The sequence below is a fragment of the Leptospira tipperaryensis genome (genome assembly GCF_001729245.1).
Taxonomy (GTDB): domain Bacteria; phylum Spirochaetota; class Leptospiria; order Leptospirales; family Leptospiraceae; genus Leptospira; species Leptospira tipperaryensis.
Window position 1 is genome coordinate 204,053 of record NZ_CP015217.1, and the last position, 15,082, is coordinate 219,134.

The window sequence follows — 15,082 nt, forward strand, 5'->3', positions numbered from 1 at the left end:
GAATGAATGAGAAGGCTCTCCTTGCCGATTGAGTTTGTAACGAGCAAATTAAAAAAAAGAAGAACCCCCCATGAGGGCAGAAGAAGAAAAAGCGCACTTGAAAGTAATCCAAGTGAATGAGACCCAGCTCGGGGAAAGACTTGAGCGAACTCGTAAGAGGTTCAGTGGAAGAAACCCTGAACGCTCTCTTAGATGAGGAAGCAGATAAACTCTGCAAGGCCTCGAGGTATGAAAGAAATCCGGATCGAGTAGATACAAGAGCCGGTTCATATAATAGAAACTTCGAAACAAAAGCCGGGAAAGTAAAGATAAAAGTTCCCAAACTAAGAACAATTCCGTTCGAGTCGGCGATCATTGATCGATACAAACGAAGAGAGAGTTCGGTGGAAGACGCTCTCATGGAGATGTATCTCGCCGGAGTTTCGGTTCGAAGAGTCGAGGACATCACCGAGAGTCTCTGGGGAACCAAGGTCTCACCTTCAACGATCAGCAAACTCAATCAGAAAGTTTTTGTTCAAATTGACGAATGAAGAATCAGACCTCTCACGGATGAATATCCTTACGTTTACTTAGATGGACTTTACTTGAAGAAGTCCTGGGGTGGAGAAGTTCGCAACGTAGTGATTCTTGTAGCCATAGGAGTGAACTTAATCATCTCAGACAAATGTCTTGGATTAGTAGAATCGATTCCTTATTTCTTTCCTGAATCTCAATGGCAAAGATGCATGTCCATTTCTACAGAAATGTATTTGAAAGGCTCCAAGAAGTTCCTTCAAAGTGATTTTGCGAATGTTGAAAGCGATTCATTCTCAAGAAGACAAAGAAGAGGCATTGAAGAAGTCTAACTTTGTTGTTGAGCGATTAATCAAAATGAAATTGAAGGAAGAGGCTAAAGTCATCTCCGATAGAATCGAGGAAACTCTCTCTTAAAGGGATTTTCTTTCGGAACATTGGAGAAAGATCCGAACAAACAATCCTTTAGAAAGAATCATCAAAGAGATCAAGAGAGGAACAAAGGTCATAGGAGCCTTTCCTGATGGGAAGTCGCTCTCATGTTAGCTACTGCTCGTCTCAGGCATGTTGCATCCACTAAGTGGGGAACTAAAAAGTATGTTGACATGGAGAAGTTGAAAGAGTTAAAAACTTTAAAGCTCATGGCTTGATCCACTGAGGAGACCTTCTCTCAAGTTCTCATTTGTGCGAAACTTTAAGGACACTATCCCTTAATCCCACTTGTGACATTCATAATAACGTCGAAAATTTTTATTTTAAAAGAAGAAAAAGAAACTTGTATAATCTGATAAAATTTTTCAGCGTCCATGATTTCAAGATTGGGTAGAGAAATTCTAAATAAACCAAATTCAAAATATTCTAAGCTTACATTTGGTTTTCAATAACCAAAATAAAAAAGGCGATGATTTCTCATCGCCCTTTTGAATCAGATTTCTGATGGATCGACTTATTGTTGTGGAGCGGAAGTTGCGAAACGGAAGGTTACTCTTCTGTTTTTTGCATCCTTAGCATCCAAGCCGGAAACAGACTCGGAAGAACCAGCGCCTTTCGTAGTAATACGATTCGCAGGGATTCCTTGTTTGATCAGGGCTTGTTTCACAGCATTTGCACGAAGTTCAGAATAAAAAATGTTACCTTTTTTATCGCCTTCTGCTTGCTCAGGTCCCACCGCGTCAGTGTGTCCCGTAATTTCGAGAGCGTAGCTATCAGGAAGTTTTCCAAGACCTTCTTTGATCACTGGAGCGTTTACTTTTGACCACTCGCTGAAATCGCCAGCGTTTACGTCTGCTTTCTTATAGCTAAATCCTGGACGAGTTAATCCGTCTGGATATCTGAAGTCTTTCAACTTATCGTTCAAAGAATCAGCAATTGCTTGTGGGGAGTTTACATCAACGCTTCTGTTTGCTGCAGCGCCCTGCTCTTGCTGAGATGGCTCGGGAGCGGCGGATTCCTCTTTTTTTTCAGCGGAGGAGCAAAGAGTGAATGAAAATGCAATTGCACCGAGCAGAATCAGATTCAAAATCTTTTTGACCATGTTTCTATCCTTCCTTAAGATCTAAGGGGTTTTGGGTTTCAATGTGTCATATTAAGGCTTAGGAAGGAAAATGGAAACTGTTTTTTTAGAGTGCTAAAAACGCGTGCAGTAAAAATCTGGATCCTTTCCCCCAATTCAATGAACTTAGAACTAAAAGCAGAGGTCGCAGAAGAATTTTCCGGAAATCGTCTCGATCGATTTCTGAAACTCTTTTTAGGAGACGAGGTCTCCCGCGCATCCATACAAAAATGGATAGAATCGGGATATGTTCGCAATCAAGACGAAAAAATTCAGGACAAGAGTTCTCTCAAAGTAAAAGAAGGGGATCAATTTTCGATTTCAGTTCCTCCAAGACCCCCATTGAATCTGGAACCGGTTTCGATGTCCTTGCCGGTTATTTTAGAAAGAGAAGATTTTCTCATCATTCATAAACCCGCAGGAATTGCGAGTCACAGTGGACCGGGCGATCGTTCCCCAAGTCTCGTGAACGGACTTCTCTATCACTTCAAGGATCTCTCAAAGGCCGGCGGCGAGGCGAGACCGGGAATCGTCCATCGTTTGGACAAACCAACGGAAGGATTGATTCTCATCGCAAAGAACGATCGAGCTCACGGAAAGTTATCCGAACTCTTTCGGAAAAGAGAGATCCAGAAAAAATACTACGCTTGGGTGCAAGGCCATCCTCCGGAAGAATCGGGAACGATCGATCTTCCGATTGCTCGACATCCTGTGGAAAGACTCAAGATGACCATTTCCCCAAAAGGGAGAAGGTCAGTGACTCATTATAAAGTTCTAAACTACATCAATTCCAGAACGGGACGAAAATTCAGTTTTGTAGAAGTGGGACTGGAAACGGGAAGAACTCATCAGATTCGAGTTCACTTTCAGAATCAGAGATGTCCGGTTGTGGGAGACTTATTGTATTCAAGAGCGGGAGCACAGTTCGAATCTTACGGACTTCTTTTATTGTCTTACTTCTTAAAATTTAAAGATCCGTTTACGGGAGAATTGATCGAAGCGACTCTTCCTTTGACCGAACGATTTCTTAGATTTGAGAAGAATGCTCCGATGATCTGACTTGTATCGTTTTTGGATCTTTTCTATCTCGCAGGACGGGAAAGGTTTCTCTGTATTCTAAAATCGATTTCTTTTCGGCTTTGTAGAATAGAATCGTTTCCAATTCTTCCCCCGCGTCCGTAAATTCTCCGTTAGGCGCCACCGCGAGCGAATGTCCGTTGTGATGAACACTTTTGTTGTAACCGGCTAATCCTATGCGATTGACCCCAAAAACGTAAGCCTGATTTTCAACGGCTCTCGTCTTGAGAATCAATTCCCAGTGATGAATTCTGGGAATCGGCCAGTTTGCGTGAATCGTGAAAATATCGGTTTCTCCCGCTACTCTTCGGAAGATTTCCGGAAATCGAATGTCATAACAGATAAACGGAGTGATTCGAAAGCCGTTTAGATCGTAGCTTATAATTTCGGAACCGGAAGAATAATGTCTGTCTTCTCCACCGAAAGTAAAAGGATGTATTTTAGAATATCTTAATACAATGTTGCCGTCGGGTTTAACGACACTGACCGTGTTGAAGGGTTTTCCTTCCGGATTCTTTCGAATCCAGCCCGCGCAGATATAGGCTCCCGTTTCTTCGGCGATTTTTTTCAAAAAGGTTTCGGTCGGGCCTCCGTCGGGTTCGGCGATTCTTTCCGAGCGCATCGTAAATCCGGTTGCAAAGGTTTCCGGAAGAAGAATCAAATCCGGTTTTTCTTCCTTCTTCTTATCCAGAGTGGAAAGAATTAGGTTTCGAACGTGATCGTAGTTTGCTTCTTGATTTTCCCAAGAAAGATCGCACTGAACAAGCGCAACGTTCAATTCTCCTGGATTCATTTTTTCACCCCTTTGGTCACGATTCTAAATCTCTTTCGTGTTTTCGAATGATCGGCTTTTTAGAAATTCTATGATATCTGGGTCGGATCGTAATTTCCGTAAAACCGAGATTCTCCCTTCCGTTGAGTGCAAACTCGAATGCGTTTAAAACTTCTTCGACGTAAAGAAAAGAACCCGGGTCTTCATCTTTTCCAAAATCGAGACGATCGTAAAATTCAGTATCTACGATATCCGGATTGATACTTACTAATTTGACTCCGGATTTTCGAATCTCCTCAAACAAATTCAAACCGAAATGTCTGAGTCCGGCCTTTGTTCCGGCGTAAGCAGCGCCTCTTACGGATTCTTTGATTGCGGCGATCGAATGAATTTGAAAGATCCAACCTTCATTCTTCTTGAGATCTCTTAACAGCAATTTGGTGATTAGAATGGGGGAAACAAAATTCACGAGAAGCATTTTTTCCAATTCTTCGATCGGGATTTCTTCGTGCGGAGAAAAATTTCCAATGCCCGCGTTGTTCACAAGAATTTTCAAAGGAGGTTTTTCTCTGAGAAGACCGGAAAGTTGAGTCACTTCCTTGGTTTGAGAAAGATCCATTTGGATATGACGATATAAGGAAGAATTCTTTAAAAGAGAAGAGTTCGGCAACGATCTTGCGATTCCTATAACTCGATATCCTTTGGAGATTAAGAATTCTGAAATCGTTTGTCCTATTCCTTTCGAAGAACCGGTTACGATTGCGGAGAAGCCGTTCGGTTTTGAAGTTTCATTCATTTGGATTCCATCTCGCTCGCAACCAACCTATGAATTTTTTCTTTGGAAACAAATCGAACCAATTCTTTTTCAACTTCTGCAAACATTTCTTTTTCTAATTCTTCCGGATAAGATTTGATCGAATCGTGAGTTTCCATAGGCAAATAATATAAATAAGAATCCGGTCTTCGTTTTTTAGAATTCTTAAAATAATCCGAATTCATTCGAAAAACTCCTAGGCTGATTTCTCTCAATTGGTTTCCGTCGATCTGATTAAATATCTCCTGAACAAATTCGGAATAAACTTTTTTCCAATCCGGAATCCCCAGAATCGGATCCAAACAAAGACGAACTTGCCAACCCGCATCCAGGGCTTCTTTGATGTTTTTTAATCTCGAGGAAAGCCTCGGAGTCAACGGTTCGTGTTCGGCTATTACGGACTCCGGAGAAATGGTCCACGCGAGAATGATATTTTGAGTCGGTTTCAATTGAGAGATCGATTTGAAGTTCGCACTTTTGGTTCTCAATTCCACGATCAGATCCGGATTTGAATTTGCGAATAAAATCCATTCTTTACAATATCCTAATGTATTTTCCAAGGCCAAAAGGTCGGTATCATAGGAGATGCACAGATAAAGAGGTTTGGATAATTTCAGTTGTTCCTTGGTTTCCCGAATATAATCTTCGTTGTTTACAAAGACGACCAAGTTTGCGGAAGAATACATTCCTTGGAGATAACAATACGAACAGTTGTAAAGACAATTGAGAACCAGCGCGTTGTAATAGAAAAATTGATAACCGAAGTCGGGAGCGACGCCCGAGCCGGAATATAAAAACTGTTCCTTTCTTTTGGCCAGAATAAGCTTGGGGCTTCGTTTTTGAGTTTGAAAACTCTGAGAAGACGGGTTGAAAACTTCTTTGTAAGAATCGATCGGGATCACGATCGATTCCGGAAACTTCGAAAGAATCTCCTTTGTCTTTGGATGATTCTTTGCGGATTCTTCCAAATAAATATGAGAAAACCGTTTAGGACTGATAAAATTGTCTGAGCGCATACAATCCTTTTTTGCCTTCTTCTCTTGTTTTCACTTTGTCTTCTTCCGGATGAAAATTTTGATTCAAGAATGTAAGTCCGTCGTTGGAAGAATTTCTGGTTTTAATCTTATAACCTAACATACAATCTTTCAATTGAATCGTTTCCGTTTCCGATAACCGGAGGAATTCGATTAGATATTGAAGCGTTTCCAATTCTTTCTCATCGAGAAGTATTTTTTTTTCGGGAACAATCGGAATCGTTAGAATCGAAAGAATTTCGGGAAGCGCGGTTTGAATTTTTTCCGAGACGATATCGGTAAGATCCGAACCGGAAGAGGATTCTAATTTTGTAAAATGATCCGAAACCGTTTTGACGATCCGGATTTTATCGGATGTAAAAAATTTTTTCGAGGCTTGGAAAAAACCGAACGCCTCCATGTCGACTAACGTGTTTTTGTGATCGGAAGATTCTTTTTCGAAAACCGGTCTGTCTACGGTTACAAGAGTCGATTCTTTCAGAGGGGATTTGAAAAGAAGATCAGGATAAACGTTTTTTCCAGAACCCCAGTCCGTGACCTTGTGTATTAAAAAAGATTCTCCGATGGAAGCGTATTCTTTTGGAGAACCGCAGATTCCGAAATTAAAGATCCAAGAAGATTCTTGAATCGTGTTTTCAAATCGGCTTAAGAGGAAAGAGGTTGCGATGGCGGAGGAAATTTTCCCGATTCCGGAGACGGTCAACGTATAATTTTCATTTTGATAGATCGGAAACGCTGATTTTTCCCTAAGAATTTTAAGTCCTAGAAATTCTATCAAAGGTTTTGCTTCCGGGAAAAGCGCTGTGGAAATAAAAATCATCTTTCTTTCTTGATACCTGGAAGCAGAATTTGGGACAAGAGAGAAATCACTTTCCAATTGGAAAAGGAGACTTTATGGATCTGATCGAAAAGGTAAAAAGAGAATTTTGGCCGAAATTAAAATCCGTGGTTTCCAAGATTCCGTTTACGGAAGATCTGGTAGCGCTTTATTATTCTATGATGGATCCGGAAACTCCTCTCAGAACCAAGCTCATCATCGCCGGAGCGCTCGCCTATTTTATTTCCCCTTTGGATGCAGTTCCGGATTTTATTCCTGGCGCGGGATTTCTGGATGACGCTGGCGTGATCGCGGCCGTACTGGCAAGTGTTCAATCCGCAATTCGTGCGGAGCATCGCGAAAGAGCGAGAAAGAAGCTGGAGATAGAATGAGCTTAGAAAACGAAATCAAAATCAGATACGAACATTTCCTAAACTTTGTTCCAAAGGTGATGGAATTTTTAGCAGAGACGCAGGAAGAGAGCGATCTTGGTATCGCTTACAAAGGAGAAATCGATTTAGTTACGAAAGCCGATAAAGGCTCGGAGGAAAGAATCATTTCTGAAATTGAAAGAATGTTTCCTGCGGACAGCATTCTCGGTGAAGAAGGAACCGATAAAAAAGGGACTTCGACTTTTAAGTGGATCGTCGATCCGTTAGACGGAACCGTAAATTATTCGCATCGTCTTCCGTTGTATTGTCTTTGTATCGGTTTGGAAAATCAGGAAACCAAAGAAGTTGCGATGGGGATCGTTCCATTTCCGGGCACCGGAGAAGTTTACCACGCTAGAAAAGGTTTCGGAGCGTTTAAAAATAAAAAGCAGATTCACGTTTCCAAGACGAAGGACCTAAAACAATCTCTTTTGTGTACTGGTTTTCCTTATGATCGGGAAAAAAAGATCGATCGTCTGATGTTCTATTATAGAAATTTTTTATTGAAAACTCGAGGTGTGAGAAGAACCGGATCTGCCGGTGTGGATCTTTGTTGGACCGCGGAAGGTCGATTCGACGCATTTTGGGAAGAAGGTCTCAAACCTTGGGACGTAGCTGCTCCTTCGGTGATTCTCAACGAAGCCGGCGGAAAGTTGTCAACCTATGATGGAAATATTTTCACACCTTATATTCCGAACTTGGTTGCGAGCAACGGAATTCTGCACGAGAAGATGTTGGACGGAATGAGCGAATATATTCACGATTTAACTTAGAATTTGACGATAGGTTTTTATGGATCGAAAAAATATATTATAAATTTATGATATTTAAAGAATAAAAAAAAGGCCCGGAAGTTCGAAAACGCAGGATATACCGTATTTTCTTCCAAATCGGACTTTAAGTCCGGTTCAAGCATTTTTTAGAAAAGATTTTGTCGGAAGTACGTCCACGAATGTAGAATCCACAAATTCAGGGGAATGGTTTAACTCTTGCTGCAAATCCTGCTTATAAATCGAAAACAGTATATTATAAATTTATAAATCTTTAAGGATGAGAAAAGACCAGAAATTCGAAAACGTAGGATATGCCTTATTTTCTTCTAAATCGGACTTTAAGTCCGGTTCGAGTACTTTTTAGAAAAAACTTTGTCGGAACTACGTCCACGGCAAAGTTTTCATCTTAAAAAACGAATGGACTTCGCGTATTAAATTCCAGCGTATTTTTTCTGAATTGTTTTATCGATCAAACGTAGAAGTTTTTCGCGAACGACTTCCGGATTAAAATTTTGTTCGACGTAACGTTTTCCGTTCTTACCCATTTCTAAAGAATCTTTTGGATGTCCGAGAATATAATTTAAAGTCGCCGAAAAACTTTTTTTATCCGAATAAAACAAGCCGCCGTTGCTTCTAAGACAATGTCCTTTGAGAACGTCCGATTTTCCGTTTACGAGTACCGGCTTTTCCGCCAGCCAGGCTTCCATGAGGACGATGGAAAAACTTTCCAGAGGAGAGGAATTGATCAGACAAGTGCAGTTGCGAAGAAGTTCGATCTTTCTTTTTTCTTCAACAAAACCTAAAAATTCTACATTCTGATTTTCTAATATTTTTGCGGGAATTTTGGACGCGATCTTCCCAACGATTTTGAGTTTATGAGGAAGTTCCGAATTCTTTTTCCAATCCAAGAACCATTCCGTCATTTCCAAAAAACCTTTTCCCAAGTCCACGCGCCCAACATACAATAAGAACGGATCTTCTTTTTCAATTTTAGAATTTTCTTTCAAGGAAAGATTTTCCGAAATCGATACGAACGCATTCTTATCCAAGTTTAGATTCATTCCCGTAACCGAATATGTGTTCGGAGTAAATCCAAGAATATTTTGAAAGACTTCTAATTCTTCCGGAGTATTGAACGAATACGAACTCAGATCTGTAAGAACTTCCTTATAGATTGGAAGATACGCCGGAGCTTCATCATGAAAGGTAGGAATGATAATCGACTTTTCCGCAACCAAAGGAGAACCAAAAACAAGAGGATAATAAAGATAACTCACAAAGAAAAAAACTTCGAATTCACTTTTTCTCGATTCGATAAACTGGATCATTTCAGGAACGTAAGGGCCTTGTTCTTCGATCCAGTGATTTACATTTTCTCTATTTTGAAGGGAAGGTTCTTCTAAAATCTTTTTGGAAAGACGATTGAACTTATCAATATTTCTATTTTTTTCTACGGTAAACTGAAGAATCTTATACGTTCCTCCAAGAGAGGATGTCCGTTCTTCGATACAAATCGGCTTTGATAGATTGTTTCCTTCTTGTAATAGATAGTTTTCACGGATGGGAATCGAGTTTTTCCAGGAAACATAGTCAAGGCTTCGAGTTGTTAAAACTGTGATTTCAAAATCCTTCGCCAAGAGCTCGACGAATTGAAAGATCAGCTTTTCGGATCCCCCCGAAACTTGATCTGAAAAGATCGGAGAAACGATCGCTATTTTTTTAAGAGAGGTTTTCAATCGCTTTCCTAAGAACGGATTTCGATTCTATATTCTTAAATTCATCCAGACGTAAATTTTGTCCGTTTACGATTTGATTTTTAAATTCCACGTCAGTCAAAATCTTATTGAGTAAGACCGCCAAATCCGGAAATTTTTTTTCCTTAAAAAGAATTCCGGCTCCGTTCAGAGTTTCGGGGACGGCGCCTCCGGCGAACGCAAGAATCGGGATTTTATGAACCATCGCTTCGATCAAAGGAACACAAAATCCTTCGTGTTCGCTCATCGAAACAAAGACGTCCGCTTCTTGATAGAGATTATTCAATTCGTTGTCTGAAAGAAATCCAGTGATCAGAACATTCTTTCTAAGATCGTAAAAATCCAACATTCTTTCCAATTCCTCTCTATAAAGAAAAAGTTCTCTGGAACTAAATCCCGCGAGATAGAATTGAAACTGATCCGAATATAAAGTTTTATATGCGTGAGCGAGGCGTATGAGATCGTCTTGTCTTTTGTTTGGAGTGATACGTCCGACAAAAAGAATTTTTTTGATCGGGGAAACTACCTTTTCCGTTTTTGCAACGGATTGGGATAACTGATAAGTAATCGGAAGAATCCCCACATTCTTAAAACCCAATTCTTCCAGTTCCGCTTGATTGAATTTGGAAACGGCAAAGACGAGATCAAAACGATCTTTCATTTCCTTGAGTTCTTCCCGTCCTTTTTTTAAGAGATAACTCATCTTGAGATCGTAAGATTCTAAAAAATGAAAGGGTGTGACGTTATGATAGATAAGAATTCTCGGAGATCGAAAGCTTCTCAGAAAATCAAAAATTCCGGAATGAATCGAATGATGATAGAATAGAATATCTTTGGAAGATTTTTTATAGGTTTTGTATTTTTTTACGAAGGGCAGCTTGGAAGCTCCGATGTTTTCGGAATAAATATCTCCCTTATATTCCAATTCTCTTAAGTAGTTTCGGATCTCCAGCATTTCATTGCTGATCGCATCTCCCGGGTTGAAACCCGCTGAAAATTGTTGAACGGATCTCATGCCAATATCCGTTCTTTGAAAAGAGTTTCAAAAGGAAAACGATTGTATCCTTCGATGACGGTTTTTTCAGTTTGTGAAATTTGTTCCCTGAGATTCCTTTTTTCGATGAGATTATCGATCAATGCTGCGAGCAAGGTCATGGATTCGGAAGACTTATTTTTAAAAAGAATTCCTCCGTCTTTCATCGTTTCCGGGGTTGCGCCCGCAAAATATGAAATTACTGGAATTCCGGCGCCGAATGCTTCCAATACTGGAATGTTAAATCCTTCGTGTTCGCTCATACAAACATAGAGATCCATCGAGTTTAGAAACGATTGCATCTCAGAGTCGTTTGCGTTTAATCGAATTTGGACGTGCCCCATCAGGCGTTTTTGCAATACGAGCTTCTTAAGAAAAATATAATATTCTTCGAAAACGGGAGAAACGTTTCCACAAATCAAAAGTTGAACGTTCTGTCTGAATTTAAGAACTAATGGAAGAAGTTCTAAGAGGTCTTCCATTTTTTTATTCGGAGAAATTCTTCCGATAAAGCCGATCGTAAATTCCCTTTTGTCTTTAGGAACCGCTTCTCTGATTTTATATTTTCTCACGATCGGCAATACGAGTGGATTTTCAATTCCAAGAGATCGTAAAAATTCCGCGTTGAATTCCGAAGAGGGTAAAAACAGATCGGTTTCATTTTTGAGGGAATACAATTCTAAAAGGGAACGTTTTTCTTCCAACTGGAGCGTGTTGTAAATTTCAGAACTTACAAAATTCTTAAAATAGGCGGCCGGCGTAAAACTCTGATATCGGATAATTTTTTTTCCGGGAAGGTCGCGAAACCAATCCAGAGGATAACCGCACCCACCGTAGTTTAGGATGTGAACGTCTTCCCGTGTGAATTCTTCCACGATCGGATGCACTTGGACATCGAAATTTTCTTTTGATAGATTCTTGAGACAAAGAATCGCATTCGGAATTTCTAATGTTTTTAATACGCCGGAGATTCCTTTGATGTCGTTTCCGATTCCGTCTCCGTCCCGGAATTCTGTAACGTGCTGATAGACTTTCATTTTCTAAACGATAGAATGGTAAATCCGTCTTCCGATTTTTTTTCTATTATATTCCGAAATCCTAGTTGTCTTAGATAATCTCGAATCAACGGTTCCTGGATTTTTGTGAGTCTCAGAGGCAAAAACGGAGAAGGGTAGTTCGAGTTTTCATTGGAGAATCGAAAACGAATTTCGGTGCCGGAAGAAACGCTACGACTCAAAGAGCGAAGTGCTTTTTCTATCAACCAATGTGGATGAATCGATAAATTCTCAGATATTATAATTTTAGAATATTGTGAACAGTCTTTGGGGATGGAACCCGGTTCTTCCACGCTGATATTGGTAGTAATCGAAGTCCGAATAAATTCCTCACAAGAATGGTTCCAAGTAACGGAATCAAACTTTGCGCCTAATTTCAAAAGTTGTTTTAAAATTTTTCCCCAACCCGGAGAAAGAACCAAAACGTTTTCGGAAGGTTCGATCGATTCCAACAAAAACGTTTCACTTTCTTCGATCGTATCTTCGGAATAAAGATTTTCATTCGCCCAGAGAAATTCCGGCCGCACTTCTTTTCCGATCGCTTGATTCCATTCTAAAAATTCCGAATAGAAAGATTCCATTTTACGTTTGAGGTTTTGATTTTCCGAACGGATTAAAATCAATTCGTGTAAGACGCTGTAAAAAGCACGTGTTCTGTTCTCGGAAAGTTTTTTATCAAGGAAAGAATAAAATTCAGCAAAACGGATCAATAACCATTTCAAAGGTCCGCGCACAAACCAAAGTTTTGGATTGGAGAATTTAGGAGCTGCGATTCCTTTTTCAAAAAGATGAGCTATTTCAGCGGGATCAAAATCTCTATAACCTTCGGGGCTCGGAGGTGAGAATTTCCAATGAGTGAGTTTGTCGATATCTTCTTTTGTGGAAGGATTCTTTTTAAGTTTGGATTCTATTTCTTCCATAATTTCCCGGACGTTGATCCGGGAATCTCTGATTTCGAATAGTTCCTGAAATTTATCTTCCATGCGCAAAGGGTGAGAGAATTTTATTCGATTGTTTTTTATTCATTTTCTAAAACAACAGTATTTTTACGGAAAAGCAAGAATTCTATGAAATGCCTTATTACAGGAGCGGCGGGGTTTGTAGGTGTTTACCTGCTGAAAGAGTTAAAGGATTCTTATTCTGATTTTTTAGGGATTGGAATTCAACCCGGACCGAATATCGAAGACGATCCTGAGCTTCCGAGAACATATCGTTCTACAATTTGCGATATTCGGAACGGAAATCAAGTTCAAGAGATCATTCAAGAATTTTCTCCCGATGTGGTCTTTCATCTCGCCGCCCAACCCTTTGTTCCCCGCTCCATTGAAGATCCAGGTGAAACGCTTGAGATCAATGTTCAAGGAACGTTGAATATTTTGGAAGCCCTGCGCGGCTTAAAAAAGAAAGTTCGTTTTGTTTATATCTCCTCTTCTGACATCTATGGAAACGTTTCCGAGTCGGACCTTCCGGTTTCGGAATCCGTAATTCCGGCTCCGTTAAATCCGTATTCTTCTTCCAAGTCTTGCGCGGAAATTTATTGCCTTCAGTATCACCGTTGGATTCCGGAGATCGAAGTTGTGATCGCAAGACCTTTCAATCATACGGGGCCGAGACAAAGTTTAAACTTTGTGATTCCGAATTTTTGCGCCCAGGTTTGGAAGACCGTCAAACAACCCGAAGACGAAAGAAAAATATTGGTAGGCGATCTTACCTCCACTCGAGATTTCTTGGACGTGAGAGACGTCGTACACGCGTATCGTGTCCTTTCCGAAAAAGGAAGACCCGGCGAGATTTACAATATCTGTTCCGGGAAGGAAGTTATAATTCGGGATGTTTTGGATCAGATCATCGCGGCGTCAGGGAAACAGATTCCGGTCGAAGTGGATCCTTCCCGTTTTCGTACAGCGGAGATGATACGTTTATCCGGAAACAATCTGAAACTTCAGAAGTTGGGATGGGCTCCCAAGTTCAGCATGGCCGATACGATTCGCGACGTGTATCAATGGGTTGGAACACAAGTTTAAGAATATCGTGAAATTCTAAAGAACGGATCCTTTCCACGTTTTGATTCCGCTTCCTTCGATCGGAAAAGGATCTCCCAAATATTTTGGGTTTGTCTTAAATAAATTCATATCCACCCAAGCCAAGGTTCTGGCAAAAAATTCCCGAAAACGACTGAAAGGTCCGCTTGTATAAATTCTTCTATCAGCTTCAAAGGCTTGAAACTTAAGTCCGATTTTGTTTGCAAGAAACGCGGCTCTTGGTTGGTAGATTCTCTGACTTACAAAGATCAGATCCTTGACTTGAAAGATTTCTTTTGCACGAACCAATGTGTCTAACGTTCGAAAGCCTGCGTGGTCGACGAATATATCTCTTTCATTTACTTCGTTTTTAAGAATGTAGAGAAGCATCGGTTTTACTTCGTTATAATAGATCGAACCGTTATCGCCTGAGAGAAGAATCTTACGAACCTTTCCTTGGTGATACAATTCCAACGCGCAATCCAATCGATCTTTCAAAACCGGAGACGGTTCGTTTTTGTAAACCGACGCGCCGGGTACAACGGCAACGGTCGCGGATCTTGCGGATCTGTGATTTTGGAATTTTTCTGTGTGAAGATATAATTCTTCAAAACTGAAATCGATTGCGATCGGGGCGGCGATGAGAAGGAACAGAATAAATCCGGACCAGACATAAAATTTAGGGTTTTTAAAGAATTTTAAGCGAAACACCGAGTTGTAATCCGTCAAAATCAGGATTGTTTTTTTAAGGGCTTACAAGCCAAATTCAAAGACAAAACCCCTTTTTTTCTTTCCACCGGATCGGAACCGGTAAAAATTTTCGAAACAGGAAACAAACCTTTGGGCTACGGGTCTTATAATTTGAGCAAATACCTCATGAATCTCCTGAATTCAATTGTCAGAATGACCGTCGCCGGTTGCTTTCTTGCGCCGGCGGTTATTTTTTCCCAAGAACTGATGGGGCTTCGCTCCGGTGCGGATTCTAATACTCCGGCCCCGGTTCGACAATTGGCGCCGATTCGCCAGCTTCGTAGTTTCGGATTGGTCTTTGGGAATGTCGATACGGTTCGAGAAAGATTTGCGCTTTCGGAACAACAACTGGATGATATTTCGAGAATCAACGAAAAACACAAACAGGCGCATTTTCGCTGGCTTCAAAAAATTTCTCCGATTGAGATCGAACTCGAAGGGCTTTTGATGGAGCCTAACGTGGACTTAACTAAGATCAGAAAACTCTTGATTGAAATCGGAAGATATACGACCGAAATTCGAATCAATCAGATTTCTCATCGTCTTGCTATTGAAAAAATACTTACCCAGGACCAAAAGTCCAAAATCAAAGAGCCTTCTACTCGCCAAGAAAACGGATTCCCGGTGAATCTTTTTTCTGTGGAAAGAATTATACTACCAATACAGGGAATCCTACACTGAGGTAT

Annotated in this window: 15 protein-coding genes and 1 pseudogene; 6 read left to right on the forward strand and 10 right to left on the reverse strand. The window is 40.5% G+C overall.

The genetic code is table 11. The features are described 5' to 3' along the window. The first annotated feature begins 70 nt into the window (after window positions 1-70). A pseudogene (locus A0128_RS01010) lies at window positions 71-1,163 on the forward strand (transposase). Window positions 1,164-1,459: 296 nt separating this feature from the next. Here A0128_RS01010 and loa22 read toward each other — a convergent pair. After that, on the reverse strand, window positions 1,460-2,047 hold the full coding sequence (loa22, locus tag A0128_RS01015) for an OmpA family outer membrane lipoprotein Loa22 (protein WP_069605829.1): 588 nt from the start codon (window positions 2,045-2,047) through the stop codon (window positions 1,460-1,462). Window positions 2,048-2,185: 138 nt separating this feature from the next. Here loa22 and A0128_RS01020 point away from each other — a divergent pair, with 138 nt between their 5' ends. Further along, on the forward strand, window positions 2,186-3,124 hold the full coding sequence (locus A0128_RS01020; protein ID WP_069609022.1) for an RluA family pseudouridine synthase: 939 nt from the start codon (window positions 2,186-2,188) through the stop codon (window positions 3,122-3,124). Here A0128_RS01020 and A0128_RS01025 read toward each other — a convergent pair. The 4 genes from A0128_RS01025 to A0128_RS01040 are packed head-to-tail and all read right to left on the reverse strand — an operon-like array spanning window position 3,093 to window position 6,582. After that, the gene (locus tag A0128_RS01025) at window positions 3,093-3,935 is read right to left on the reverse strand and encodes a carbon-nitrogen family hydrolase (RefSeq protein ID WP_069605830.1); all 843 of its coding nucleotides are present in this window, start codon (window positions 3,933-3,935) and stop codon (window positions 3,093-3,095) included. The genes A0128_RS01020 and A0128_RS01025 overlap by 32 nt on opposite strands. Before the next feature lie 16 nt (window positions 3,936-3,951). Continuing rightward, the gene (locus tag A0128_RS01030) at window positions 3,952-4,710 is read right to left on the reverse strand and encodes an SDR family oxidoreductase (RefSeq protein ID WP_069605831.1); all 759 of its coding nucleotides are present in this window, start codon (window positions 4,708-4,710) and stop codon (window positions 3,952-3,954) included. Beyond that, complete coding sequence (locus A0128_RS01035) at window positions 4,707-5,744, reverse strand: SPL family radical SAM protein (RefSeq protein WP_069605832.1); 1,038 nt, start codon at window positions 5,742-5,744, stop codon at window positions 4,707-4,709. The genes A0128_RS01030 and A0128_RS01035 overlap by 4 nt, the downstream gene beginning before the upstream one ends. Continuing rightward, window positions 5,716-6,582 (reverse strand): 5'-methylthioadenosine/S-adenosylhomocysteine nucleosidase family protein, encoded by an 867-nt coding sequence (locus tag A0128_RS01040; RefSeq protein WP_069605833.1) that lies wholly within the window; start codon window positions 6,580-6,582, stop codon window positions 5,716-5,718. Before A0128_RS01040 ends, A0128_RS01035 begins: the two co-directional genes overlap by 29 nt. Window positions 6,583-6,656: 74 nt before the next feature. Between A0128_RS01040 and A0128_RS01045 the strand changes: the two genes are divergently transcribed. Next, complete coding sequence (locus A0128_RS01045; RefSeq protein WP_069609023.1) at window positions 6,657-6,971, forward strand: YkvA family protein; 315 nt, start codon at window positions 6,657-6,659, stop codon at window positions 6,969-6,971. Further along, window positions 6,968-7,783 (forward strand): inositol monophosphatase family protein, encoded by an 816-nt coding sequence (locus A0128_RS01050; protein WP_069605834.1) that lies wholly within the window; start codon window positions 6,968-6,970, stop codon window positions 7,781-7,783. The genes A0128_RS01045 and A0128_RS01050 overlap by 4 nt, the downstream gene beginning before the upstream one ends. 431 nt (window positions 7,784-8,214) lie before the next feature. Here A0128_RS01050 and A0128_RS01055 read toward each other — a convergent pair whose 3' ends face one another. The 4 genes from A0128_RS01055 to A0128_RS01070 are packed head-to-tail and all read right to left on the reverse strand — an operon-like array spanning window position 8,215 to window position 12,608. Further along, window positions 8,215-9,519, reverse strand: coding sequence for a glycosyltransferase family 4 protein (locus A0128_RS01055; RefSeq protein WP_069605835.1), 1,305 nt, complete (start codon window positions 9,517-9,519; stop codon window positions 8,215-8,217). Continuing rightward, a complete protein-coding gene (locus A0128_RS01060; protein WP_069605836.1) occupies window positions 9,503-10,552 on the reverse strand; it encodes a glycosyltransferase family 4 protein in 1,050 nt (349 codons plus the stop codon). Before A0128_RS01060 ends, A0128_RS01055 begins: the two co-directional genes overlap by 17 nt. After that, complete coding sequence (locus tag A0128_RS01065; RefSeq protein WP_069605837.1) at window positions 10,549-11,607, reverse strand: glycosyltransferase family 4 protein; 1,059 nt, start codon at window positions 11,605-11,607, stop codon at window positions 10,549-10,551. The genes A0128_RS01060 and A0128_RS01065 overlap by 4 nt, the downstream gene beginning before the upstream one ends. Further along, window positions 11,604-12,608 (reverse strand): LIC_10202 family protein, encoded by a 1,005-nt coding sequence (locus A0128_RS01070; RefSeq protein WP_069605838.1) that lies wholly within the window; start codon window positions 12,606-12,608, stop codon window positions 11,604-11,606. The genes A0128_RS01065 and A0128_RS01070 overlap by 4 nt, the downstream gene beginning before the upstream one ends. Window positions 12,609-12,692: 84 nt before the next feature. Here A0128_RS01070 and A0128_RS01075 point away from each other — a divergent pair, with 84 nt between their 5' ends. After that, window positions 12,693-13,649 carry a GDP-mannose 4,6-dehydratase gene (locus tag A0128_RS01075; RefSeq protein ID WP_069605839.1) on the forward strand — a complete coding sequence of 319 codons (957 nt, stop codon included), beginning with the start codon at window positions 12,693-12,695 and terminating at the stop codon, window positions 13,647-13,649. Window positions 13,650-13,664: 15 nt separating this feature from the next. On the opposite strand, the gene A0128_RS01080 is transcribed toward A0128_RS01075, so the two are convergent. After that, on the reverse strand, window positions 13,665-14,357 hold the full coding sequence (locus A0128_RS01080) for a SanA/YdcF family protein (RefSeq protein ID WP_069609024.1): 693 nt from the start codon (window positions 14,355-14,357) through the stop codon (window positions 13,665-13,667). 165 nt (window positions 14,358-14,522) lie between these two features. Here A0128_RS01080 and A0128_RS01085 point away from each other — a divergent pair, with 165 nt between their 5' ends. Further along, a complete protein-coding gene (locus A0128_RS01085) occupies window positions 14,523-15,077 on the forward strand; it encodes a Spy/CpxP family protein refolding chaperone (protein ID WP_069609025.1) in 555 nt (184 codons plus the stop codon). The last annotated feature ends 5 nt before the right edge of the window (window positions 15,078-15,082 follow it).